The organism is Prosthecobacter sp. SYSU 5D2 (assembly GCF_039655865.1).
Classification (GTDB): Bacteria; Verrucomicrobiota; Verrucomicrobiia; order Verrucomicrobiales; family Verrucomicrobiaceae; genus Prosthecobacter.
Genome location: NZ_JBBYXL010000003.1, coordinates 419,213 through 442,987 on the forward strand (window position 1 = coordinate 419,213; position 23,775 = coordinate 442,987).

At 58.2% G+C, this 23,775-nt stretch carries 21 protein-coding genes; 7 read left to right on the forward strand and 14 right to left on the reverse strand.

Annotated elements, in window-relative coordinates; all coding sequences use genetic code 11:
- Positions 1–145 precede the first annotated feature (145 nt).
- Genes WJU23_RS06770 through rfbA form a run of 3 tightly spaced genes read right to left on the reverse strand, consistent with a single transcriptional unit; the run spans position 146 to position 3,591 of the window.
- On the reverse strand, positions 146–1,690 hold the full coding sequence (locus WJU23_RS06770; RefSeq protein WP_346331784.1) for a lipopolysaccharide biosynthesis protein: 1,545 nt from the start codon (positions 1,688–1,690) through the stop codon (positions 146–148).
- Positions 1,691–1,723: 33 nt separating this feature from the next.
- Positions 1,724–2,704: a dTDP-glucose 4,6-dehydratase gene (rfbB, locus tag WJU23_RS06775; protein ID WP_346331785.1), complete on the reverse strand. Its 981-nt coding sequence runs from the start codon at positions 2,702–2,704 to the stop codon at positions 1,724–1,726.
- Positions 2,701–3,591, reverse strand: coding sequence for a glucose-1-phosphate thymidylyltransferase RfbA (gene rfbA / locus WJU23_RS06780; RefSeq protein WP_346331918.1), 891 nt, complete (start codon positions 3,589–3,591; stop codon positions 2,701–2,703). Before rfbA ends, rfbB begins: the two co-directional genes overlap by 4 nt.
- Before the next feature lie 280 nt (positions 3,592–3,871).
- Here rfbA and WJU23_RS06785 point away from each other — a divergent pair, with 280 nt between their 5' ends.
- Complete coding sequence (locus WJU23_RS06785; protein ID WP_346331786.1) at positions 3,872–5,533, forward strand: SUMF1/EgtB/PvdO family nonheme iron enzyme; 1,662 nt, start codon at positions 3,872–3,874, stop codon at positions 5,531–5,533.
- 29 nt (positions 5,534–5,562) lie between these two features.
- The gene (locus WJU23_RS06790; RefSeq protein ID WP_346331787.1) at positions 5,563–7,284 is read left to right on the forward strand and encodes a hypothetical protein; all 1,722 of its coding nucleotides are present in this window, start codon (positions 5,563–5,565) and stop codon (positions 7,282–7,284) included.
- A 25-nt stretch (positions 7,285–7,309) separates the two neighbouring features.
- Here the strand turns inward: WJU23_RS06790 and WJU23_RS06795 are convergent, their stop codons facing one another.
- Entirely contained in the window at positions 7,310–7,768 is a 459-nt protein-coding gene (locus tag WJU23_RS06795) for a cyclic nucleotide-binding domain-containing protein (RefSeq protein WP_346331788.1), read from the reverse strand.
- A gap of 236 nt (positions 7,769–8,004) precedes the next feature.
- On the opposite strand from WJU23_RS06795, the gene WJU23_RS06800 reads away from it, so the two are divergent.
- From WJU23_RS06800 to WJU23_RS06810, 3 genes are all read left to right on the forward strand, one after another.
- Positions 8,005–8,520 (forward strand): hypothetical protein, encoded by a 516-nt coding sequence (locus WJU23_RS06800; protein ID WP_346331789.1) that lies wholly within the window; start codon positions 8,005–8,007, stop codon positions 8,518–8,520.
- A gap of 38 nt (positions 8,521–8,558) precedes the next feature.
- Positions 8,559–10,040 carry a Gfo/Idh/MocA family oxidoreductase gene (locus WJU23_RS06805; protein ID WP_346331790.1) on the forward strand — a complete coding sequence of 494 codons (1,482 nt, stop codon included), beginning with the start codon at positions 8,559–8,561 and terminating at the stop codon, positions 10,038–10,040.
- 138 nt (positions 10,041–10,178) lie between these two features.
- Entirely contained in the window at positions 10,179–10,841 is a 663-nt protein-coding gene (locus tag WJU23_RS06810) for a discoidin domain-containing protein (protein WP_346331791.1), read from the forward strand.
- Positions 10,842–10,996: 155 nt separating this feature from the next.
- Here WJU23_RS06810 and WJU23_RS06815 read toward each other — a convergent pair whose 3' ends face one another.
- The 8 genes from WJU23_RS06815 to WJU23_RS06850 form a co-directional block, all read right to left on the reverse strand.
- A complete protein-coding gene (locus WJU23_RS06815) occupies positions 10,997–11,506 on the reverse strand; it encodes a DUF5362 family protein (protein WP_346331792.1) in 510 nt (169 codons plus the stop codon).
- 168 nt (positions 11,507–11,674) lie between these two features.
- Entirely contained in the window at positions 11,675–13,144 is a 1,470-nt protein-coding gene (locus WJU23_RS06820; protein WP_346331793.1) for an NADH-quinone oxidoreductase subunit N, read from the reverse strand.
- A 22-nt stretch (positions 13,145–13,166) separates the two neighbouring features.
- On the reverse strand, positions 13,167–14,666 hold the full coding sequence (locus WJU23_RS06825) for an NADH-quinone oxidoreductase subunit M (protein WP_346331794.1): 1,500 nt from the start codon (positions 14,664–14,666) through the stop codon (positions 13,167–13,169).
- A gap of 12 nt (positions 14,667–14,678) precedes the next feature.
- Positions 14,679–16,574 carry an NADH-quinone oxidoreductase subunit L gene (gene nuoL / locus WJU23_RS06830; RefSeq protein ID WP_346331795.1) on the reverse strand — a complete coding sequence of 632 codons (1,896 nt, stop codon included), beginning with the start codon at positions 16,572–16,574 and terminating at the stop codon, positions 14,679–14,681.
- 21 nt (positions 16,575–16,595) lie between these two features.
- Positions 16,596–16,913: an NADH-quinone oxidoreductase subunit NuoK gene (gene nuoK / locus WJU23_RS06835; protein ID WP_346331796.1), complete on the reverse strand. Its 318-nt coding sequence runs from the start codon at positions 16,911–16,913 to the stop codon at positions 16,596–16,598.
- Positions 16,910–17,488 (reverse strand): NADH-quinone oxidoreductase subunit J, encoded by a 579-nt coding sequence (locus WJU23_RS06840; RefSeq protein WP_346331797.1) that lies wholly within the window; start codon positions 17,486–17,488, stop codon positions 16,910–16,912. Before WJU23_RS06840 ends, nuoK begins: the two co-directional genes overlap by 4 nt.
- A gap of 4 nt (positions 17,489–17,492) precedes the next feature.
- The gene (locus WJU23_RS06845; protein ID WP_346331798.1) at positions 17,493–18,038 is read right to left on the reverse strand and encodes an NADH-quinone oxidoreductase subunit I; all 546 of its coding nucleotides are present in this window, start codon (positions 18,036–18,038) and stop codon (positions 17,493–17,495) included.
- 12 nt (positions 18,039–18,050) lie between these two features.
- Complete coding sequence (locus WJU23_RS06850; RefSeq protein ID WP_346331799.1) at positions 18,051–19,265, reverse strand: complex I subunit 1 family protein; 1,215 nt, start codon at positions 19,263–19,265, stop codon at positions 18,051–18,053.
- 244 nt (positions 19,266–19,509) lie between these two features.
- Between WJU23_RS06850 and WJU23_RS06855 the strand changes: the two genes are divergently transcribed.
- Positions 19,510–20,820: a phosphoribosylaminoimidazolesuccinocarboxamide synthase gene (locus WJU23_RS06855; RefSeq protein WP_346331800.1), complete on the forward strand. Its 1,311-nt coding sequence runs from the start codon at positions 19,510–19,512 to the stop codon at positions 20,818–20,820.
- A gap of 59 nt (positions 20,821–20,879) precedes the next feature.
- Here the strand turns inward: WJU23_RS06855 and WJU23_RS06860 are convergent, their stop codons facing one another.
- Both WJU23_RS06860 and WJU23_RS06865 read right to left on the reverse strand, forming a co-directional pair.
- Positions 20,880–22,454, reverse strand: coding sequence for a cation acetate symporter (locus WJU23_RS06860; RefSeq protein ID WP_346331801.1), 1,575 nt, complete (start codon positions 22,452–22,454; stop codon positions 20,880–20,882).
- A gap of 48 nt (positions 22,455–22,502) precedes the next feature.
- Positions 22,503–22,814, reverse strand: a complete 312-nt coding sequence (locus WJU23_RS06865) for a DUF485 domain-containing protein (protein WP_346331802.1) — start codon at positions 22,812–22,814, stop codon at positions 22,503–22,505.
- 125 nt (positions 22,815–22,939) lie between these two features.
- Here WJU23_RS06865 and WJU23_RS06870 point away from each other — a divergent pair, with 125 nt between their 5' ends.
- A complete protein-coding gene (locus WJU23_RS06870; protein WP_346331803.1) occupies positions 22,940–23,722 on the forward strand; it encodes an NIPSNAP family protein in 783 nt (260 codons plus the stop codon).
- Positions 23,723–23,775: the final 53 nt, after the last annotated feature.

Sequence of the window (23,775 nt, forward strand, 5' to 3'; positions counted from 1 at the left end):
AGCTCCCACCCTTCTGCGGGACTAACTTTGCGCCTGGCTCCCGCCAGGAAGGCGATTCGGTGAAATATATACTCACCTGATCTGGCCGGACTGCGCAGCCAGTTTCTCAGAGTACGGGGTACAAACCTCCTGGCTAAATTGTAATTCATCTAAAAATAAGGGTAACACGGTGGATCAAGCGGTCACGCTGTGCCCTCTCCAGGACACCATACCATAATGCCACGGACAGCATGACCGAAGTCAGCGTCAGGGCGGCAACAACGTTCAGCCATACGCCATAAGATCCCGAAAAGCGGGAGATAAAAAGTGACATCCAGAAACTCACCCCAAGCAGGATCAGCATGGGCACCACCACACGCACCAAATATGAGCGCATTCCAATCTGCAGCCTTTGCAAAGCACGATGGACCATATACCAATGGTTGGTCAGCAATTGGGCAATCAAGGTTCCCAGCGCGATGCCCAATACCCCATAGCGGTTGCCGAGCAGCCAGGAGAGCAGCACTTTGAGACCTCCCGCAGTGAGCGCCCAGACCACAAATGCCTCATCCTCAGTCGCACGGGATGCAGTTGTGAGGATGTAGGCCTGCGCCTCCAGCAGAAGCAAAGCAAAGAACACGGTAGCAACGGGCAGCCCGATAAAGCTGTCCGGCCCCAGCCAAAGATCGAAAAACTGCGATCCCAGCCCAAGTATGGAGCCGCCCCCGGCAGCCATCACAAACATGCCAAGACGGGAGTTCCGAATGACGATGCGCTGAATTTCAGAAATCTCCCCGCTTTGCCAGAGCTGGGTGATGAATACTGCCGAGATCGCAGCGACCGTCACTGCCAGCACATTCAGATTTAAAAAGATCAAATAGGCGGCCCTATACATAGGCAGGCTTGAAGCCCCCCCCATCCTGGCGACGAACAGGTGATCTGTATTCAACACCAATGTGAAGCCAAGTGCAGTCAGCCAGGTCCGCAGGGCCAGAGGTCGCATTTTCTGCCAGATCCGCTTCTGCCACACGCCTTTCATCCTGGAGATCTCAGGGTATCCGCGCAAGGTAAAGGCAAGAAATACAAATCGCTGGGTGATTGCACCGGTAACCGCCACCACGGCCAGGGTGACCAGGCCTCCGCCAAACAGCACCGCTACGATCTGGCCTGCCAGGGTGAGGGCATTGACAAAACTAAGCAAAAGAGAATCCCACCCGACGTATCCCACGCCTTGAAGCAGACAGCTCCAAGGTGTGGCCCAAGTATTGACCGCATAACTTAAGCACAAGATTCCCCACGCAATCCAGACTTCATAGGCCGGAATATCTTCAAGATTCAGCCCATTGAAATAAAGAGCCCCCAATCCGAAAGAGATAAGAAACGCAATGACTGCCAGAGCTTTGTAAATCCGCACACCTGTAGCCAGCACATCGCCTATTTCCGCCAGGCTTTCTTCATTGAGGCTTACCCCAGGATCAGATCCGCTCCTGCCTTTTGCAAACGCAATCTGCCGGGTTAACGTTGCTCCAAATCCCAGATCGAGAATGCCCATCGCAGCCCAGCTCTGGCCTAACAAAAGCCAGATCCCCAACTCCTCCTTCGGCAGATTTCTAAACAGAATGGGCAGCAACACCAGTCCCAGAACAATGGTGATCAGGCGGCTGAACCAGCTCGCTGCTGCTCCAAAGAAGATTCGTCTGGTAAAGGACATTGGTTTTGCTGACGGCGTGCCCCCTACCCCTGATTACCCAAATTTTCCCTTCCCTGCCAGCCATGCATTTTTCACGCATCCGATTTCCGGCCTCCAGCCTATTGATTCAGTTATCTTCGAGACATTGAGGGCATATCTCCAATCATGACCAGGACGGTCAATGACAAAGTCTATCAGTACCCGAGAGGCTGTTCCGGCCGGATGCTCTTCATCCCATAGATCACAAAGCTGCTCCACCAGCTCCACATTTTGCCACTCCTGCCCGGAGCCGATGTTATACACTTCCCCTGCCCTGCCTTTCAGCAGGACTTGCCAGAGAGCCTCCGCGTGGTCGCTGACGTGCAGCCATTCGCGGATTTGCCGGCCATCTCCATAAACGGGAATGGGGCGGCGGTCGCGGAGGCAGGCGAGGACGGTGGGGATGAGCTTTTCGGGGTGCTGGTGAGGGCCGTAGTTGTTGCAACTGCGGGTGATGATGGCGGGGAAACCGTAGGTGCTGTGGTAGCTGCGCACCACGCAGTCGGCGGCAGCCTTGCTGGCGGAGTAGGGAGAGTTGGGCAGCAGCGGGCTTTCTTCTGTAAACGGGGGATCAGACGGCCCCAGGCTGCCATACACTTCATCGGTTGAGACGTGGATAAAACGGTGGCCGGAATTTTCATTTCCCCAGGCAGCACGGCAGGCGTCCAGGAGGTGGTGGGTGCCCAGCACGTTGGTCTCCATGAAAGGGGTGGCGTTTTGGATGGAGCGGTCCACATGGGATTCAGCCGCCAGGTGGATCACATGGGTGATCTGATGCTGCCTTACACACTGATGGACGGCCGCACGTTCCCGGAGATCCACCTGCTCAAAGGTGTATTTGAGATGTTGCCCATGAATGCCGACCAAGTGATCCAGATTCCCGGCGTAGGTGAGTGCATCCAGATTGACCAGCTTCTGCACTTCCGGCCGGTCAATGATGTGACGGATAAGATGGGAACCGATAAAACCGGCCCCGCCTGTGATGAGGAGATTCATGACGGCAGCGGCAGATGCTGGCGGGCGGCCTCTTTTCCGATTCCCTCAAGGTAGTGACGGTATTCACAAGATGGCATGCTTGCGGCCAGTTTTTCAAAGGCTTCCAGGCTGAGAAATCCCCGCCTCAGTGCCGCTTCCTCCGGGCACCCCAGCTTGATCCCCTGCCGTTTTTCTATGGTCTGTACAAAGGCCGCTGCTTCAAACAGGCTGCTGCTGCTGCCAGCATCCAGCCAGGCAAAACCCCGGCTGAGACGGTTGACCTGAAGCTGGCCCCGGCTCAGATAGGCCCGGTTCACATCGGTGATCTCCAGTTCATTCCTTTCGGATGGCTTTAAGCTCCTGGCGATTTCCACCACCTGCCCGTCGTAGAGGTACACCCCGGGGACGGCGTATTGACTGCGGGGACGGGCAGGCTTTTCCTCCAGGGAAACGGCCTGGCCGCCGGCATCAAACTCCACCACTCCGTAGCACTCCGGGTTGGTGACATGGTAGGCAAAAATGGTGGCTCCTCCTTTGAAGTCTGCCAGGGCTCTGGGCAGAGCGTCTCCGCCAAAAAAAAGATTATCCCCTAAAATCAAAGTCACGGGGCCGTTCCCAATGAAATCCGCCGCGATGATAAAGGCCTGGGCGATGCCCTCCGGATGGGGCTGCACCCGGTATTCCAGTTTGATCCCCCATTGGCGGCCATCCCCTAACAACTGCTGAAACTTGGGCAGATCTCTTTCCATGGCGATGAGGCAAATTTCCCGGATGCCGCCTGCCATCAGAACCGTCAGCGGGTAGTACACCATGGGTTTGTCATAAACCGCCTGGAGCTGTTTGTTGACCACCTGGGTCAGCGGATAAAGCCGGGAGCCGCTGCCGCCCGCCATCAAAATGCCCTTCATGACACGGTTAAGATCCCTGGCCTCCCCCAGCCAGCCAAGCTGCCGCCTCTGGTCGCCCGGCATGAGGCGCCACTGACAGGATGATAATGGGGGTTTTCTGCCTCTTCAGGCATGAATAAGGGGGAGACTGTATCACGCTCATTATCAGCGCAAAGCTCAAACTCCAGCTTTGACAATTCAGCTTGACGCGACTGGCGATTTACCCCGAAAAAATCCCTCCCGTTCAGCTGGCGGAACTTTTTTGAATGAAGGAGCCGCTGGACTGTTCTATCCTTGAACTGTGATTGTGCGCTGTATCCTCTCCTGCCTGTTTCTTGCCTCGTTCTGGCTCGGACTCACCCTGAGCATTGCCTGGGGGCAGGTTCCTGCTGAAAAACTGGAGCATCGCAGCAATCTGGGGATGAAATTTGTCTCCGTTCCCGGCACCGCAGCCCTGCTGGCCGTCCATGAAACGCGTGTGGCAGACTGGCAGGCTTTTTTGTCCGCGACGGGTTATGACTGGACCTACAAGCCGCATTTTGAACAGGGGCCGGACCATCCGGTGGTGGGAATCACCCTGGCGGATGCCCGCGCCTTTTGCAGCTGGCTGACGGAGCAAGACCGGGCGGCAGGGACGATTAACACCGCGCAATCCTACCGCCTGCCAACGAGGACCGAGTGGGATGCCGCCGTCGGCCTGAAGCGGACACGCAAGCCGGATCTCACGGTCGAAGAAAAAGTGGACGATGAGCGGACGTTTCCATGGGGCATGGCCTGGCCGCCACCCGCCAAGACGGCCAATCTGGCGGAAGGGGAAATCCCTGGCTATTCGGACGGGTTTCCCTTCACGGCTCCTGTGGGCCAGTTCACTCCCAGCGCGGAGGGCCTGTATGACCTGACGGGCAATGTCTGGGAATGGTGCTGGGACCCTGAGGTCCGGGCGGAACAGGTGGGCGTGCTGCGGGGGGGCTCCTGGGCCTACTTCCGCCAGGAGTGCCTGCGCTCCTCCTATCTGTATCTGGTGCCCGTGGACATGCGCATGCCCACCATCGGCTTCCGCTGCGTGTTTGAAGACAGGCAGCGCACTGCCATCATGCTGGCAGCGGCAGAAAAGATCAAAACTGAGATCCGCACCCAGCGGCGCGAGGAGATCATTGGGGGAGCCGTCAATAAAGAGGAGCTGGCGGCCATGAAGGAAAAGCTCACTGCGGCTCCTGCTTTAGCCGGCCTCACGGATGCTTCCACCCCCCTTGTTCCGGCCAAACCGGGCCAGCCGCATACCAACAGCCTGGGGATGGAATTTGTCCCGCTGCCTGACAGTAATTTACTCTTCGGTGTCACCGAAGTGCGCGTGCAGGATTTTGAAACCTGGTTAAAAGACGCCGGCCGGAGCTGGGAAAACAAACCGCCCTTTCTTCTCAGCACCGAGCATCCTGCCGTGAGCGTCACCTGGGAAGAAGCCACCGCCTTTTGCGCATGGCTGACCGAAAAGGAGCGCAAGGAACAGCTCATTTCCGCCAATGCCAGCTACCGCCTCCCCGCGGACCTGGAATGGAGCCAGGCTGCGGGTCTGACCAACGAGACCGGGGCAGATCCCGCTGCCAGGGCGGAAGCAGTGACCCTGCATTACCCCTGGTCAGCAGAAGGCGTGTTCCCGCCACCGATCGCCAGCACCAATCTGGATTCTCTCAGCATTGATGGCTACCGGGACAGCCACTCCTACACCGCCCCGGTGATGAGTGAGGATGCCAATGCCCTCGGCATTCGCGGCCTGGGAGGAAATGCTTCTGAATGGTGTCTCGATATCTGGCCTGGCGCCCCGGATGAAAGGCTGGTCCGCGGGGGCTCCTGGCTCAGCCGTGACAAAGACCAGCTTCGTACCGGCAGCAGACAGCACCTTGCCAGCACCAGCAGCAACACCGGGGTGGGCTTTCGGGCCGTTCTGGAGATGCCTGCGCCGTGAATGCCAGTAATCAATGATAATCCCATCTGATGCCCCCTGACGGCCCGCCAGCCCCACCCGCCCTGCCGCCACAACGCCCCTGGCTGACGTGGATTTTGGGAGCTCTCTTTTTACTCGGGGCAGCCTACTGGCTGGTTGGCGGGCGGACAGTTCAGTTCCTGCGCTCCCAGGCCGCCATTTATTATGCAGGAAAGGCTCAGGAGCAGATCCGGCAAAAAGACTGGACGTCCGCCGGAAAAGAGCTGGCCCGCGCCCGCTCCTGGCAGGTCCACCAGCCGCAGGTTTTGCGCGCCTATGCGGATCTGCTCATTGCCACCCGCAGTGACAGCCTCTCGCTCCTCCAGGTCCTGCGCCTGCTGGAGTCCACCCCGGAGGCCAGTCCAAAGGACCGGCTTCACATCAGCCAGATTCTGATCTCGCTGGGGCACATTGCAGATGCCCGCGCCCAATACGACCAGATCCCCGAGGATTTGAAACAAACGCAGGAATCCATGGAACTGCTAGCCACCCTTTATCAAGCCGAAGGCCGCCACGAAGAGGCTGATAAGCTCATGCGCCACGCCCTGGCCATGACCCCGGGGGACCCAAAGTCCCGCCTGCGCCTTGCCATGCTGGATCACCGGGACAATTTCCCTGAAATCCAGCGGCGCGCCGAGGCGGAAATATGGGATCTTGCCGTGACGCAGGGTGATGATGTCGGGCTGAAAGCCATTGAATTTTTAACTTCCCAGGCCCGGCTGGACGGGGAGGAAGCAGAAAAGCTGCTGGCCCTTATCGAACAGCATCCTGATGCCACCCCTGCCACGCGCTATGCCGCCCTTTCCGCCCGCCTGCGTGCAAGGCCCCAGGACCGGCAAGCCGTGCTGAAAACGGAAGTGCAAAAACTTCAAGGCGCAGGAGTCACCATGCTGGTGCCCGCCGCAGCCTGGCTGCTTCAGGAAAAGCAGCCCCAGGAGGTACTCAACCTTTTGTCAGAAGATCTCTGCCTGAAATCGGCCCCGCTTTTTCATTCCCGACTCCTCGCCCTGGCGCAGCTGGACCAATGGCCAGAGATAGAGGCCGCATTGGAAAACCAGGGCAGACTTCCCGTCTCAACTCACTTTTTCCATCTTTGGAAGGCACGCACCGCAGAAAAGCTGGACAAGGGTATCCGCGCCGTGCGCCATCATCTGAACGCCGCCTTTGCTGAAACACTGGGCGGCCAGGATGAACCCGCTGCCATGATGGCAGCCGAGATGGCGGAGCAGATGCATCAGTGGGATCTCGCCTCCCGCTTTTACAATGACATTGCAGATCAGCACCCCATCAGCCGCAGCCGCATGCTGGAAAAAGTGTATGTGCTGGCCCTGCGCGGCAGGGACACTGATGCAGCCCTCCTGGCTGCGGCGGCGCTGGCGGCACTCCAGCCGGAAAACCGGATTTTCAGCCAGCGTCATCTTTACCTCAAACTTCTCGCCGGACAGGAGATCGAACGCTGGGTGCAAACTGCCCTGAACCTGCCCCCCTCCAACGACGCCACCTCCAGCCTCCTCCGTGCCTTGAGTTCCTACCGCATGGGGGATCTGGCCTCTGTCAAAACGCAGCTCAGGACTTTCCCAGATCAGACAGACCTCCCCCCCGGTCAGCGCGCGGTCCACGCGGGTCTGCTGTCTGTTTGTGGCCAGACAGGCCCCGCCTTCCGGCTGGCAGAAGGCATTCCATCACCCCTGATGCTGCCAGAAGAGCTGATTTTCCTGAAAAGAGCGCTGTGATCAGCCTCAGCCGGACAGGCGCTCTTTAACCGCCGTAGAAGCTGGCGATTTTTTCATTCACCGAGCGCAGACGGCGGGCGATTGTTTTGCCCACACCGATGAGCAACCAGGCGGCTGCACGGGGATACTCGTTGATGTAAGACTCCAGGCTCTTCGAATCAATGTACCAAACCTGGCTGAAGTCCACCGCTGTGACTGTGGCGCTGGCTGCAGAGGGGTCCAAAAGATTGATCTCCCCCACGGTCTCACCTGACTGCACACTGCCCAGCAGTACTTTGTGCCCGGTACGCATGGCGGTGGCATGAAGCTTGCCCGAAATGATGTAATAGAGCCCCGTTTGGACCATTCCCTCTTCGATCAAATGCTGACCAGGCTGCACGGGGCGGAATTCACCATATCCGCTCAGGATGTCCCGGTCTTCATCACCGAGGGGTTCAAGAATTCCGAGAGGGGGAAGCTGGGGAGTGGAGAAGTCTGCGCTCATTTTTCAGGAGAATTTTAGTTTTTAGGGGGTCATTCAGGGAATGGCAAGCCTGCTGAATAAGAAAGCATCAAATCAGCCATGCAACGGGCGAAAGGGATGGAAAAGAGCGGGCGTTCTTTGCTTGCACCTCAGGGGATTGCCATTCTCTGGCCCTCAGCACCTAAATTTTGCTGGATTTCCCAGGTGACCCGTTCAGAATCGACCCTCCTATTCCTCTCCCAACCTAGAAAACTAAAATGTCCGACATCCATTCCTCCTGCTGCCGCCGCCTTGACCTTGCTTTCGCCAATCTGATCACACGTCTTTGGGTGGCTCTGCGTCTCTTCATGGCAGGTGTGGACAAGTTTCGTGCGGGTGACGGTGCCGAGGCGACTTTCAACGCCGCCAATTACGAAACCAAGACCAAACTCATCGCGAACCTGATGACGGAGAACAGCATGCTGCCAGCTTTCCTGCCGCAGGCTGCCATTGAACAATATGCCCACAGCATCGGTTACGTCCTGCTGGCCGTCGGCGCCTGGGTCGCCATCGGTCTCCTGAGTGAGTTTGCCCTGCTGGCCGCCGGTCTGGCCTTCCTTTCCCTGGGTTTTGGTCTTTCCGCCCTGCCGGATGACATGGAACTCACCGCCAACATCGGTGTCGGCATCCTTCTCACAGCCTTTGCCCTTTATACGAACAAGAGTGGTTACCTCTCCCTGGACGGCATCTTTGGCCGGCATCGCGCCAAGAAGACGGTGATTGTTGAAGGCTGATTGCCGCCTCGCATCGTAACCAAAGAGAAGCTATGAGCATGTCCACCACCCCTTCCCACAACACTGGCGGCCTGTCCAAATTCATGGACCGCCGCTCCTTCCTGCGCACCAGCGCGGCCAGCGGTGCCGGTCTTTACCTTGCCACCAGCAAAAGCGCCATTGCCCAGGGCAGTGAAGCCGGGCGCACTGTCAAATGCGCCCTTGTCGGCTGCGGTGCCCAGGGCGACCGTATCCGCGTCGCCGCCTCCAAGATCATGACCGGCATCCAGTGGGTAGCCGTGTGTGACATCTGGAAGTACAACCGCAATCCGGTGGCCCGCCGCATGGAATATGAAAACAAGCACCAGGTCGAAGGCCCGGTGACCCAGTATGAGACCATTGAGGAAATGCTGGAAAAACAGACCGACATTGAAGCGGTCTTCATCGCCACTCCGGACCATCTTCATGCTCCATTCTCCCGCATGTGCCTGGAAAAGGGCCTGTCCGTTTACTGTGAGAAGATGATGTCCAACACCATCGAAGGCGCCCGCGACATGGTGCGGGCCGGACGCGATAACAACGGCATCTTCCAGATCGGCCACCAGCGCCATTCCAATCCCCGCTACATCCACCTTCGGGAGAAGATCGTCAAAAACGATCTCATGGGGCGCATCACCCACTGCTATGGCCAGTGGAACCGGGGCGTCGCCGCCTCCCAGCCTCTGGGCCTGATCAAAAACCAGGACATCCCCAGCGAGATGCTGGAAAAATACGGCTTCGGCAGCATGGAAGAATTCCGCAACTGGCGCTGGTTTGCCAAATACGGCGGCGGTCCGATTTCAGACCTGGGCGCCCACCAGATTGACATGTTCAACTGGATGTATGAGACCACCCCCGTCTCTCTTTATGCCGCAGGTGGCGTGGACTATTACGACGGCACCCCCGGCCCCGACGGGCAGCCAAAAGCCAAGTTCGAGCTTCCGGACAACGTCATGTGCCTTTATGAATACAAGCTGCCCACCGGCACCATGCGAGCCTACTACCAGGTGCTCACCACCACCGGCAGCCAGGGCTATTACGAAAAACACATGGGTGTGAACGGCTCCGCCATCATTTCCGAAAGCCCTACCTACAACCAGGTCTATGCTGAACCCGGCCAGGACTGGACCCAGTGGACCACCGGTGACGATCCCATGCTGGTCAAATCCCCGGATGCGGTGAAAAACAAGTTCTGGGAGCACACCCGTTCCTGGGTCAAGCCGGCACCCAAATCCTACGCCGTCAGCGGTGTGGCCAAGGCCGTCGCCGACGCCCGCGAATCCAAAGCCCTGGATCCCTGGGAAATCCCGGTCATCCTGGAAACCTATCCCCACACCCCGCACGTCGCCAATTTCATTGAAGCCGTTCAGCGCAAAGATCCGGCCCACCTCACCTGTAACGTGGTGGACGCCTTCAAGTCCTGCGTCACCGTCCTCAAGGCCTACGAGTGCCTCAAAACAGGTCAAAAATACACCTTCACCCCGGCTGATTTCGAGGTTTGATCCGTATCACAGAGCCGAGAACCCAAAGCGGCTTGATTTGCACTTTTCAGTTCTCAGCCTGCAATATTCCGCCTCATCATCCGTCCTATATCCAGGCTCATTCAGCCTGAACAAAAATCCCCCTACAGTATAGCAAACATGAAACACACGACCCTTGCCTTCGCTGCTATCGCAGCTCTCAGCACTTCCCTTTCCGCCCAGGAAATGGAAGAGATCAAAATCGAATTCCCCAAGCCAATGTTCATTGGTACTCCGGTCCCGGCCAAGCTGCCGAACCTGGAGCAGCCTGATCCTTCCAAGATCGTCAAATCCTTCCAGGCCCCCAAAGGCACGGTCAACCTGGCCAAGGACAAGGAAGTGACCTCCAGCGATCCAGCCCCGATCATCGGTGAGCTGACCCTCGTCACCGACGGTGATGCGGACGGTTCCGACGGTTGCTTTGTGGAACTCGCCCCGGGCCCGCAGTGGGTCCAGATTGACCTGGGTGCATCCACCAGCATCAACAAGATCGCCATGTGGCATTATCACAAGCAGGCTCAGGCCTACGTGGACGTCATCGTGCAGGTCTCTGACGACAAGGAATTCAAGACCGGTGTCACCACCCTCTTCAACTCCGATCACGACGATACCCTGAAAATGGGCGCAGGTGCAGACCCTGCCTACATCGAGACCAATCATGGTCGCGTCATTGACGGCAAAAACACCAAAGCCCAATACGTCCGCCTTTACAGCAATGGCAACACCTCCAACGAGATGAACCACTACTGCGAAGTCGCCGTCTATGGCGTTCCTGGGCAGTAAGCCTTCAGGGAGGTTAGTCCCCTTTTGTTTTAAAACCGCCGCCAGTTCGTTCTGGCGGCGGTTTTTTGTTTTTTGAAGAGCGCGGCGGCGGAAGGCAATCCAATCGCCAGATTTCGTGAAACTTCATCCCTGACCAAACCCTCAAAGGGCAGTCTTTAATCAGGATTAACCTGCAAGCTGTTCATCGCAGCGGCGGCACCGAACACCATGAGTCCGATCACCATCACGATCCCCAGACCAATTCCAACCAGGGTCAGCACACCGATGATTTTCCAGAACGAGCGCTGGGTGTTCAAGGCCATCACCAGGTCAGCAGAGGCACGGCTGACAGCCAGCCTGGCAATCTGGGTCCCATAGGCCCACAGCTTGACCGCCGGAAAGATATAAAAGAGGGCCATCAAGACATACATGACGGAGACGCCGATCAGAGGACCTGCTTCCGCAGCTCCCGTCGTACCACTGAAGCCAGCAACAGCGCCCAAGCCCATGGCCAAGCCACTCAGCAGCATGAGAATGGCCGAAATCCAAAGCAGCACCGAAACCAGGCGCACCCAAAACTTGGTGCGCACAAGCGGAGTGATCACATCTTGGGGCACGGTTTCCATTTCAGTGCCGGAGGATCCAAAGAGATTGGCAGACGGAGACGTATAGGGATTGCTTTCCATAGTTTAAGTAGGCTGAGGTTGTGACCCAAGCCCGTTTCTGACGGGCGGCTGGGATGAATGCCAGTGTGAAGACATTCCCATTCAAGGCAATCATCACTTTTGACAGCCCCCTATGTTCCTTGAACACACAGCCCAGGAATCAGCAGACCAGTTTCGTCAGCCGCTGAATCACTTCACTACCACCGCTAAGGCTTTCGGAGACAGCAGTTGCTGCAGAGGCTTCGGATAGACGCCCACGGCAATGATGACCACCGCCAGGACCAGAGCACCGGCTTTTGTCCCCAAGGAGAGACGCAGAGGCTCAAGCGTCTGCGCGTCGCTGGTGTACATGACCAGGATGGTCCGGAAATAATAATAAAAACCGGCGGCCGCACCGATGACTGCGCAGACCAGCGCGCCCCATGCAGCCTGGTCCACCAAGCCGATGAAGACAAACAGCTTGCCCATGAAACCGGCCGTCAGCGGCAGGCCTGCGAGTGAAGCCAGGGCAATGGTCATGAGCAGGGCCAGCAGGGGACTGCGTTTGGCCAGGCCCCGGAAATCACGCAGGTCTTCCCCGCCGCCGCTGGCGCGGATGAGGGCCAAGACCAGGAAGCTGAGGACCGTCATGGGCAGATAGGTGGCCAGATAGAATGCCACCACACCGCCAGAACCAAGGTCAAACCGGGCGGAACCCGCGCTCAGGGCCAGGAGCAGATAACCCGCGTGGCTGATGCTGGAATACGCCAGCAGGCGCTTGATGCTCGTCTGGAAAATGGCAGGCAGGCTGCCCAGGAGGACTGTGGCCGCACCGATGATGATCAGCAAGGCGTGCACTTCATTGGCAATGATGGAACCCTGGGCGGTGAAGGCTTCCACTGTACGTGTCAGCACCACAAAACCGGCCGCTTTGGACCCGACCGAGAGGAAGACCGTCACCGGAATCGGCGCGCCCTGATAGACATCCGGGACCCACATTTGGAAAGGAGCCGCAGCCACCTTGAAACCCAGGCCTGCAATCAGAAACGCAGCCCCAAGAAGCGCGGCCTGCTTGGAGACTGACCCACCGGCCAGAGCCGCAGAAATGCCCTCAAAACTCAGAGCTCCCGTGGATCCATAGACCCAGGCAATGCCATAGATCAGCACGCCAGTACTCAGCGCTCCCAGAATCAAATACTTCACCCCGGCCTCCAGCGCCAGATTGCTCTTGCGGGCAAAAGCGACGAGCACATAAAAAGACACGGTGACCAGTTCCAGACAGACAAACACGGTGACCAGATCCTTGGCGGAAGCCATCCACATCATGCCCACGCACACCAGCACCGGCAGACTGAACATCTCGCTGTAATTGCCGCCAGGGGCGAACTTGGTGAGGTAGGTGGCGCTTTCCACCGTCAGCCAAAGCACGATCAGGGTAATGACCAGGGCAAAGCCTTTGTAGAAGACAGCCAGGGTATCGAGCTGATGAAACGGCTGGATGTAAGCAGGCAGGTCAGCAGCGGATTTGGAAGCAAACAGGAACAGCACCAAGGCCAGCGCCACACCGCTGATGCTGATGGTGGACAGAGTGCGGCGGGTGATGGACGGAACCAGAGCCTCCAGGCTCAGCAGCGCCAGAGCAAAGACGACCAGGAAAATTTCGACGGAGAAAACGGACATGGAATCTAAAGAGCTTCGGTTTCTACATCGTAGCCACCGTGGCAGCAGAAAGGGACTTCAGCAGGCCGAGCAGAAGCCAGGGACAGCAACCGACGATGAGCAGGGCTGCGGCGAGAAGGAACAAAGGAATGCGCTGGCTGACGGCCGGGTCGTTCATGAACAGACCGGCGCTGGCCGTGCCCTGGAAGATGCTCCGGTAAGCACGCAGCATGTAAACCGCAGACATCACCACCCCCCACAGGGCCAAGATGACCGTCCACTGAAGAGGTCCCAGTTCGCTGCTGCCATCGCTGCCGAAAGCACCCAGGAAGATCATCACCTCACCTGCGAAGTTTGCCAGACCAGGCAGGCCAATGGAGGCAAAGGTACCGAACATGAAAAGAATGGCAAAAACCGGTGCATGCGAGGCCAGGCCGCCCAGCTTGCCCAGCTCCAGTGTGCCGAGCTGGATCCGCATCCGGCCGGCCAGGGCGAACAGCAGCGCGATGGAAATGCCATGGGCAAACATGAGCAGCACAGCCCCCTGCAAAGCAAGCTCCGTCCCTGCGGCGATGCCCAGGAAAATGTAACCCATGTGCATCACTGAGGAATTGCCCAAAATCTGGTCCAGGGACCGCTGGGCAATGGTGACAAAACCCATGATGAGGATGTTCCCCAGCAGCATGAAGAGCAGCGCCTGCTGCACCCACTCCACCTCAACGCCCTGCGGCAGCAAAGGCATGGCGATGCGGATGAGACCATACAGGCCGAATTTTTTCAGCACGCCTGCATGCAGCATCGCCACAGGAGTCGGTGCAGTGGCATAGGCAGGGGCGGCCCAGCTATGCAGCGGGAAGAGACTGACCAGCGTTCCAAAACCCAGCAGCAGGACAAAGAAGATCATCCCCTGTTTTTCCACCGGCAGCGGTGTGCTGGCGGCCTGGGCCTTCAATGCATTCAGGTCAAAGGTCAGCTTCTGGCCGCCGCTGTATTCCAGCACCAGCCAGGCAAGACCGGCCAGGAGAACCAGGCTGCCTGCACCGAGATAAATCGTGGTTTTCCAGGCGACCGCCTTGCGATGCGAATCCTCACCATGACCATAGAGGCCGATCATGAGGAAGGTGGGGATCAGCGCCAGCTCATGGAAGGCATAGATGAAAAAGATATCCGTCGAAAGGAAGGCTCCCAGTGCTCCGCCTGCGATGAGCAAGGAAGCGATATGATAGATCGCGGGTTTTTCCTTGGCGATCTGCCAGACGGCCGCAAAAGTCACCAGAACGGTCAGCAGCGCCATGATCAGGGAGAATCCGTCAGCCCCCACGCCGAAGGTGATGGCCGGATTCTCCAGCACCACCCGAGCATTTTTGAAGGCCATGCCTCCGCCTTCGAGCGCGGCTGCATCAAACTGCAGCAGCAGTCCCAGGACGATGACCAGGTTGATGATGGCCGCGCCCACCGAGGTGGCACGGGCCGGTGCCCCGAGCCAGATGGCTAGGGCGGCGACGATTGGCAGCAGGATGACGATTTCGAGAACGATGCTCATTCCATTCCTCCATCAGTGGCCCACAGAGGGCAGGACAAATACAACCACATAAATGACAAGCAGGACGCCCAGCCCCAACAGGAAGGTATATCCCTGCAAGTGACCGCCCTGAAGAACCCGCGCGGCAGAACCGACACGCGCGGCGAGATAAGCTGGCAGACGTGCCATGATGCCGTCCACGATGAGGTGTTCCAGACCGGCCACAATCCAGGCCACGGCATCTTGGAAAACTTTCACGATCACCGCATAGATCTCATCAATGTAAAACTTGTTGGCGAACAGCTTGATGTTCAGCGGATCCTGGTTCTTGCCACGATAAAGCACGAACCCGGCGCCGGCACCGATGATGAGCGCCACAATGGAGGCAATCATGACCGTCATGTGCGTTTCCGCATGGTTCGGTTTCATCGCTTCAAACAACCCGGCCAGAGGCACCGAGAAGACGGTCAGACCCGCCAGGATGATCAGCGGCAGGACCATGATGATGGGAGCTTCCACGGAGTGGTGCGCAGAATCGGTCCTTGGCTTGCCCATGAACACGACCACAAAAAGCCGGGTCATGTAAAAAGCAGTAAGCATGGCTGTAATGACGCCGATCCAAAAAAACGGACTGCCTCCCTTCACTTCAAAAGCGAGACCCAAAATGGCCTCCTTGCTCCAGAAACCGCTGGTGATGAAAGGCACGCCCATGAGTGCGGCCGTGCCGATGGCGAAGGTCACAAAAGTCACCGGCATGTGCTTCATCAGACCGCCCATCTTCCACATGTCCTGCTCGTGGTGGCAGGCATAGATGATGGCCCCAGAGCCCAGGAAGAGCATGGCCTTGAAGAAGGCGTGGGTGTAAAGGTGGAACATCGCCGGATGTCCCGGACCTGCCTCATGCTGATGCGTGCCCACCTGCATGGCCAGAAGGCCCACCGCCATCACCATATAACCGAGCTGGGAAAGAGTGGAATAGGCCAGCACCCGTTTGATGTCATTCTGCTGCGTGGCCATGAGCGCCGCCATCAGGGCTGTGATGCCGCCGATCCAGGCGATCACCTGCGCGGCATCCGGGGAGGCCTCAATCACAAACGAACAACGGACCAGCATGAAAACCCCGGCGGCCACCATCGTCGCTGCATGGATCAGTGCTGAAACAGGTGTCGGACCTTCCATGGCGTCCGGCAGCCACACATGCAGGGGTGCCTGTGCAGACTTGCCCACCGCGCCCATGAACAGACACAGGGCCGCCGCCATCATGAATCCAGGACTCGTCGCCGCCACATGATGAAGCGTGCCGTTGGTGAAGCTCGCCCGCAGGCCGTCAGCCCCGGCAAAGTCCACATTCCCGTGATTCACGGCAAACAGCATCAGGATGCCGATCATGAAACCAAAGTCACCAATGCGGTTGGTAAGGAATGCCTTTTTGGAGGCATCTGCTGCCGAAGCCTTTTCAAACCAATGTCCGATGAGCAGGTAGGAACTCAGGCCAACCAGCTCCCAAAAAATGAACATCATGATCAGGTTTCCCGCCAGGACGATGCCGGTCATCGAAAACATGAACAGCGATAGCGCCCCAAAGAAGCGCACCTTGCCAGCATCCTCTTTCATGTAGCCCAGCGAGAACACATGGACCAGCAGCCCGATGGAGGTCACGATGAGCATCATCCCCCGGCTCTGCTGGTCAATGAGGGCATCAATGGCGATCTTGATATTCCCTACTGTCAGGAAGGGCAGCAGCACCGGCGAAGAATCCTGGGAGTGCAACAGCGCCACGCTGATGACAAAACAAACCGCCGCTGATGCGACGGAAAGGAACACACTGGCACCTTTCAGCAGCTTGTGGCCAAGCAGAACCGTCAGTGCCGTGAAAAGCGGCAGCAGCAGCAACAGTGAGGGGAGGAGGGCGGCTTCCTGGTCGGGCATGAGCGGGAGATAGGTTTGCGCTTAGCCTTGCAGCTTGGTGACAGATTCAGTTTCGACGCTCTGCTTCACACGGTAGAGCGCCACAATGATGGCAAGGCCGACGGCCACCTCAGCGGCCGCCACGGTAATGGTGAAGAAGACCAGGGACTGCGCGGCATAATCCGGCAGACCTTCCGTGACCTGAAACCGGGAAAAAGCGACCAGCGTCAGGTTGGCGGCGCTAAGCATCATCTCCAGGCACATGTAGATGATAAGGATGTTCCGGCGCGCAATGACACCCGCCAGCCCGAGGGCAAACAGCATGCCGCTGACAACAAGATAATGGCTCAGGGTGATCATCGGACTTCCTTGGCTCCTTTCTCACGCTTGCTCAGCACCACCACACCGACGGTGCCCACCAGCAGCAACAGGCCCACCACCTGAAGGTGGAACCCGTATTGATGGAAAAGGGTGAACCCCATGAGCTTGGCATCCGGCAGGACGCCCGCTTTCAGATCGTTCGCGATGGTTGGCAGTTCGGCTGCCTCCCCGGCGGCCGCCAGGGCCAGCGGTGCGTCTTTCAACTTCACACTGCCTTTGTCAAAACTGCTGCTCACTGTGATGATTTGCAGCGCCAAAATCACCGCCAGGGTGAGGCCTGCGGCGACAGCCGGCACATTCGGCTTTTTGCCTTCTTCGGCCTTGATGTCCATCAGCATGATGATGAACAAAAACAGCACCATCACCGCTCCGGCATAGACCAGGATCTGAATCGTGCCGATGAAGTAGGCATCCAGGCTCAGGAAAAGCACGGCGAGTCCCACAAAGCTCATCGCCAGACTGAGGGCGCTCGTCACCGGATTGCGCGCCGTCACGACCATGAGGCCAAAGCCCAGGGTCAGCGCGCTGAAGAGGTAAAAGAAAATGGACGGCATGGCTCTACTTCAGTTCATTCCACTTGTTGACGAGACCGATGCGCTTGCCGCCGATCTCATAGAGCTTCTTCTTGTCATGCACCATCTCGGCCCGGGACTCACCAGTGATGGCGTAGTCTTTCCGCAGGTAAATGGCCTGCTCCGGGCAGACTTCTTCGCACATCCCGCAGTAGATGCAGCGGATCATGTCAATTTCGAACTCCTTCGGACGCTTCTCCACCTTTGCCCATGGGTCATCGCTCGGGATCTCGCCGGGGATGATCTTGATGGCCTTCGGCGGGCAGATGAATTCACAGAGCTGGCAGCTCACGCAGCGCTCACGGTCCTGCTCATCGGTGACCAGCGCAGGCGCACCGCGATAATAGGAAGGCAGGTTGGCATCCCACTTCTCCTCGGGATACTCCATGGTCACCTTTTCCTTCCCGCCGGTGATTTCCCGGAAGGTTTTCAAAGCGTGGCCCAGGGTGATTTTCAAGCCTTTGGCGAGAGTGGAAATGAACCACCTCTCATGCCAGGCAAGTTTGGGACGTTGGACGATAATGGTTGCCATCGGAGCGGGTAATTACTTCGTAAACCAAGCGATGATCGCAGCCGTCAGGATGACGTTGGCCAGTGCCAGCTCGAACATGTAAAGCCAGCCAAGCTTCATGAGCTGGTCAAAACGGAACCGTGGCAGAGACCAGCGGATCAGGATGAAGAAAAGGATGAAGACGATGATTTTGGCAAAAAACGTCCCAATGTGAAGCAGCCCAAGCCAGAAAGGGGTATTTCCCGCGACATAATCAAGCCCGAGGAGAGGCGCGAAGGGGATGCTCCAGCCGCCCAGGAACAGCGTGACCGCAATGCCGGAGCCAATGATCATCGCCGCGTACTCGCCCATGAAGAAGAGGGCAAATTTCATGGAACTGTATTCGGTGTGATAACCGGCCACCAGTTCCGTTTCGCACTCGGCCAGGTCAAAGGGCAGGCGGTTTGTCTCGGCAAACATCGCCACTGTGAAGATGCAGAAAGAAAGCAGCATCGGCACCCACAGCACCCAGCGGCTAAAATCCCCACCATTGGCCCATGGAGCACTGTCACCCCAGAGTGGCAGCAGCAGCCAGCCGTTGGCGTCCTGATCCGCAGCGATTTTGGACAGGTTCAGCTCTCCAAGAACCATCAGTACCGGGATGATGGACAGGCCCAGCGAAAGCTCATAGGAGATCATCTGCGCCGAGGAGCGGATGCTGCCCAGAAACGGATACTTCGAGTTCGAAGACCAGCCCGCGATGACGATCCCGTAAACACCCAGGGAGGCGATGGCAAAAACAAACAGCGGCCCCACGTTGAGGTCGGCAATGACGGACTTTACCGGCTGGGTGAAATTGGTGCCGATGAGCGGATTCAGGAAGCTCAGGTCCAGCTCACTGCCAAAGGGCAGCACCACGCAGGTCAGCAGTGCCGGGACCATGGTCAGCGCCGGGGCCAGCCAGTAATAAAAGGTATTCACCGACCGGGGCGTGAAATCTTCCTTCAGCAGGAACTTAAGGCCGTCTGCCAGCGGCTGCACCAGGCCGCCAATGCCGAAAATCTGGATGTCCTTCTTGAATCCGAAAAGCGTCAGCGGGATGCCCGTGCGGTTGGGACCCACACGATCCTGGATGATCGCCGAAAACCGCCGCTCCGCATACACCGAGTAGGCGACCAGGGGCAGGATGACCAAAAAGGTCAGAAAAACGATCTTCACCACGGATGTGATGAGAAAGGCTAAGTCGAAGCTGGCGAGAAGTATTGCCATGGGGCGGGACCATTATCAGGAAGGCTTTAAAAGGGGCAACCCGAATTTGTGAAAAATTTCACAAGCTCCTCCTCATACGCTCAAAAATGAGCCTCGCGCCGTCTTTTTTAGCGGCCCGCCCAAGTCCTGCGCAGGTCAAACAGATTCCTTTCTTCTTTTCATCCCACGATCAGGCACCGAAACAGAGTGCAGCCCTCTCTTGCAAACTGCTCCAGTTGCACTGAAAACTGACGCCAGCCTGACCATGTCCTACCCTGCCCCCGCCCCTGCCCGTCTTGATTTGTCCCAGCTCGGAGAGCCCGTTTATCTCGGCTCTGTGCAACATCTCTATGCCGTGCCGGACCATCCTTCTTACATCGTCTGCCAGACCACGCCCGCCGGGTCGGTCTTTGATGTGGGCAGCATTTTCAGCATCGCCGGCAATGACCTCAACCGGGCCATCTTCCGCCACGCCATGTATTCACGCCTCACCCAGCCGGCCACCTGGCGGCGTGTGCAGGACGCGCTGCTGCGCACGGACGGCCTTGGCGTCACCTGGCGCGACCAGCTCATGGACGGCCCCCTGCAGACCATGCTGGAAGGCGGAGCCCGCACCCACCACGTCGGCATGCTGGATGGTGATACGGGCGAAGTCATCGCCCAGGGCATGCCCGCCACCCCAAGCTGCTACAACATCGTCCGCCGTTTCCCCGTCATGAAGCCGCCCCAGCGGAATGTGATGGGCAATTTCGTCTTCGACTACGCTCAGTTCCACCAGAGCGACACCTACGTCATCCCGCTGGAGTACATCGTCCGTTTTGGCGTGACCAGCGGCAGCTCCGTGCTGCGCAAATACGAGGCCTTGAGCGAAAAAGAACGCCGCGCCTTTGAGCAGGAGCTCGGTCTGACCGGACCCATGCAAGCCTGGCAGATGCTGGACCGTCCCATCTACGACCTGACCAGCAAATACGAGCCGGAAGACCGCGCCGTCAGCAAACAGGAAGCTCTGCTCATGTCCGGCCTGAGCGCCCAGCATTTCACCGACACCATCAAAATGGCCCTACTCGGTGCCTGGGCTGTCCGGGACATGCTGGAGGAGATCGGCCTGCAGCTTTGGGATCTCAAATGGGAGTTTGCCGTGGACCGCGAGACCCTGCTCTTTGTGGATACCATTGATGCCGACAGCTTCCGCGCCACGAGCACCGTGCCGGTGGATGGCCGCAACCTCATCATCCATTACAACAAGCAGGCGATGCGGGATTATTACCGCCTGGTCTGTGCCGACTGGTATGCCGGCATCAATGCCGCCAAGGCCGAGGCCCAAAAGACCGGCACCGCCTTCAAGCAGGTCCTCGCCGACGGCCAGGCTGCCGGTCTCTACCCGGCCACGCCGGAAGTGGACGCCGCCTTCCTGGACCTTCAGGCCACCAAAACCGCCCTCATCAAGGACCACGTGCTCGGGGCCAAAGACGCCGCTTCCATCCGCAGCGGCCTGGTCGAAACCGGCCTGGCTGAAGCGGAGTTCTATCGCAGCAAAGGACTCCTGGATGAGCTTCTCAAGCTGAACGCCGTCTGATTAACAAAAAAGCGCCAGAGGACCTGCCCCTGGCGCTTTTTGACAAACAGCTTCTTGCTTCAGTGGCTGGTGGCTTTTTCTGAGCCCAAGCCTGTGTGGGCGCGGACGGTGAGCTCTGAAAACTTAGCCTCGGCGACGAGATCCCGAGGTGTCAGGATGGTGCCCAGATAGGCGGCCAGGAAGCCGAGGGGAATGCTGACAATGCCGGGATTTTCCAGAGGGAAAGGCGCACCCGCTTTGCCGAAGATGCCCACCGGGCTGAGCAGGATGAGGATGATGGCTGATGCCAGACCCGTAACCAGGCCCGCCACGGCACCGGTGGTATTGAACCGCTTCCAGAACACACTGAAGATGATGACCGGCAGGTTAGCGCTGGCAGCCACGGCAAAAGCCAGTCCCACCAGGAAGGCGGCATTCACGGCCGGGCCCAGGAAAATGGCGATGCCGATGCTCACCGCACCCACCACAAAGGCGGTGATGCGGGCCACCTTCACCTCGGCACCGGGGCGGTTTTCTTTGCCCGCATGGATGACGTTGGAATAAAAATCATGCGCAAACGAAGCGGAGGCGCTCATCGTCAGGCCGGCCACGACGGCGAGAATTGTCGCAAAGGCCACGGCGCTGATGAAGGCGAAGAAAAGCTCACCCCCCAGCTCCTGGGCCAGGATCGGAGCGACCATGTTCGGATTTGGAGCACCGCTTTCGGTCAGGATGAGCGCTTTTTTCAGGATGGTGGCGGCACCAAAACCAAAGAAAGTGGTCATGATGTAGAACACGCCAATGATGGCCATGGCCCACACGACACTGGAGCGGGCGGTCTTGGCATCCGGCACCGTATAAAATCGCACCAGGATGTGCGGCAGCCCGGCGGTGCCGAGTACAAGCCCCAAGCCCAGAGAGACCAGGTCTAGCGGCCCCCAGGGACCGGCCACCGCGATGCCAAACTTCAGACCCGGCTCCATGAGGTTTTTCGGCTCTGCCGTGCCCGCGTAGTCGGCTTTTGAAACGGCATCAAAGAAACCGGCGAGGCTGAAATCATGGAACTGGAGGACCAGGTAGCTCAGCAAGATGGCCCCGGCCATCAGCAGCAGCGCCTTGATGATCTGCACCCACGTCGTCGCCAGCATACCACCAAAGACCACATAGACCAGCATGAGCACACCCACGCCGATGACCGCCGGGGCGAAGGGCAGCCCGATGAGACGCTCAATGATCACCCCGGCGCCCACCATCTGGGCGATCATGTAAAAGGTGGAGACTGTCAGCGTGCTCAGCGAGGCCATGGCCCGCACAGGGCGCGGATTCAGGCGATAGGCCAGCAGGTCCGCCATGGTGTACTTGCCCGCATTTCTCAGTGGCTCCGCCACGATGAGCAGCACGGTGATGTAAGCCACCAGGAAGCCCACGGAGTACATGAATCCATCGTAACCGTAGAAGCAGATCATCCCGGAGATCCCCAGGAAGGAGGCGGCGCTCATGTAATCCCCGGCCACGGCCAAGCCGTTTTGCCAGCCGGTGATACTACGACCGGCGGCGAAATAGGCGCTGGCACCGGTGTTGCGCTTGGCGGCCCAGAATGTGATCAACAACGTGAGCGCCACGAAGGCGATGAACATGATGAGAGAGATGGTCATGCGGAAAAGTCAGGAAAAGGTCGGGTTGATTGCAAAAATACGGAGCATTTACTTCGCGTCGGCGATAACCGCCGCCGCTTCACGGTCCCAGCGCGAGGCGACGCGCACATACACAAAGGCCATGATCCAGGCCATGAAGAACTGCGACAGCGCGAACAGGTAGGCGATGTTCACCTCCCCGAAGACCTTCTTTTTCATCAGTTCAGGCGCATAGCCCACGAGGATGGGCAGCGCCAGGTAATAGGCCATGAAGAAGACCGTCGCCTTGATGATGAAGCTCGCCTTCCGGCTCAGCAAAGCCTTGAATTCAGGCTTCGCCTCCAGCCGGTCCCATTCTACAGTTGCTTTATTTTTTTCCATGATGGCGCGGAGCGTACGGAGCGTGGCCGGAAATGGCAAGAGAGGAAATCATCAAGTTCTCATCCGCATAAAATCATGTCGTAAAGCACGGACATTCACGTTAGGTATCGTCAGCCCTTCGAATTATGACCCGCCGCCATCTGCTTCCCGTCCTCAGTTCCCTCTTTCTCACCTGTACCGCGCCTGCCGCAGAGAACGTCCCCGCTGAAGTTTACGAATTGCGCATTTACACCACCAACGAAGGCAAGCTGGATGCCCTTCAGGCCCGCTTCCGCGACCATACCTGCCGCCTTTTTGAAAAACACGGCATCACCAACGTCGGTTACTGGGTGCCCATCGCCAAAGAGGACGGAGCAGACAACACCCTCATCTACATCCTGAAGCACAAAAGCATCGAGGGAGCCAAAGCCTCTTTCGCCGCATTCGGCAAAGACCCCGAGTGGCAGGCGGCCCGCAAAGCCAGCGAGGAAGGCGGAAAAATCCTGGCCCGTGCGCCTGAATCTTATTTCCTCTCCACCACTGACTATTCACCACCCGTCCCTTGCGGTGCCAGCACCGGCGAGCGTGTTTTTGAGATGCGTACCTACACCACCCATCCGGGCAAGCTCCCCGCCCTGCATGACCGTTTCAAAAATCACACCATGAAGCTCTTCAGCAAACATGGCATGTGTCACGTCGCTTACTGGACCCCCGCCGAAGGCCAGCCGGATGCAGACATCAAGCTCATCTACATCCTTTCCCATGCCAGCCACGAGGCCGGGCTCGCCTCCTTCACCGCCTTCCGCGCCGATCCGGACTGGATCACCGCCAAGGGCATCAGCGAAAAAGAAGGCTCACTCACCGTCCCTCAACCGGAGGGAGTCAAAAGCATCTACATGCGTGCTACAGACTACTCACCTTTGCGATGAAGCTCCTGTACGGTTTTTTTCAGAAAATTTCTTGATCCACGTCGCACCATAAT

Coding starts and splice junctions, on each gene's coding strand:
- nuoK (WP_346331796.1), bottom strand. CDS start 16,913: ATGATCACCCTGAGCCATTATCTTGTTGTCAGCGGCATGCTGTTTGCC.
- WJU23_RS06770 (WP_346331784.1), bottom strand. CDS start 1,690: ATGTCCTTTACCAGACGAATCTTCTTTGGAGCAGCAGCGAGCTGGTTC.
- WJU23_RS06795 (WP_346331788.1), bottom strand. CDS start 7,768: ATGAGCGCAGACTTCTCCACTCCCCAGCTTCCCCCTCTCGGAATTCTT.
- WJU23_RS06855 (WP_346331800.1), top strand. CDS start 19,510: ATGTCCTACCCTGCCCCCGCCCCTGCCCGTCTTGATTTGTCCCAGCTC.
- WJU23_RS06800 (WP_346331789.1), top strand. CDS start 8,005: ATGTCCGACATCCATTCCTCCTGCTGCCGCCGCCTTGACCTTGCTTTC.
- WJU23_RS06810 (WP_346331791.1), top strand. CDS start 10,179: ATGAAACACACGACCCTTGCCTTCGCTGCTATCGCAGCTCTCAGCACT.
- WJU23_RS06860 (WP_346331801.1), bottom strand. CDS start 22,454: ATGACCATCTCTCTCATCATGTTCATCGCCTTCGTGGCGCTCACGTTG.
- WJU23_RS06820 (WP_346331793.1), bottom strand. CDS start 13,144: ATGTCCGTTTTCTCCGTCGAAATTTTCCTGGTCGTCTTTGCTCTGGCG.
- nuoL (WP_346331795.1), bottom strand. CDS start 16,574: ATGCCCGACCAGGAAGCCGCCCTCCTCCCCTCACTGTTGCTGCTGCTG.
- WJU23_RS06865 (WP_346331802.1), bottom strand. CDS start 22,814: ATGGAAAAAAATAAAGCAACTGTAGAATGGGACCGGCTGGAGGCGAAG.
- WJU23_RS06870 (WP_346331803.1), top strand. CDS start 22,940: ATGACCCGCCGCCATCTGCTTCCCGTCCTCAGTTCCCTCTTTCTCACC.
- WJU23_RS06825 (WP_346331794.1), bottom strand. CDS start 14,666: ATGAGCATCGTTCTCGAAATCGTCATCCTGCTGCCAATCGTCGCCGCC.
- WJU23_RS06805 (WP_346331790.1), top strand. CDS start 8,559: ATGTCCACCACCCCTTCCCACAACACTGGCGGCCTGTCCAAATTCATG.
- rfbA (WP_346331918.1), bottom strand. CDS start 3,591: ATGAAGGGCATTTTGATGGCGGGCGGCAGCGGCTCCCGGCTTTATCCG.
- WJU23_RS06815 (WP_346331792.1), bottom strand. CDS start 11,506: ATGGAAAGCAATCCCTATACGTCTCCGTCTGCCAATCTCTTTGGATCC.
- WJU23_RS06845 (WP_346331798.1), bottom strand. CDS start 18,038: ATGGCAACCATTATCGTCCAACGTCCCAAACTTGCCTGGCATGAGAGG.
- rfbB (WP_346331785.1), bottom strand. CDS start 2,704: ATGAATCTCCTCATCACAGGCGGGGCCGGTTTTATCGGTTCCCATCTT.
- WJU23_RS06850 (WP_346331799.1), bottom strand. CDS start 19,265: ATGGCAATACTTCTCGCCAGCTTCGACTTAGCCTTTCTCATCACATCC.
- WJU23_RS06790 (WP_346331787.1), top strand. CDS start 5,563: ATGCCCCCTGACGGCCCGCCAGCCCCACCCGCCCTGCCGCCACAACGC.
- WJU23_RS06840 (WP_346331797.1), bottom strand. CDS start 17,488: ATGCCGTCCATTTTCTTTTACCTCTTCAGCGCGCTGACCCTGGGCTTT.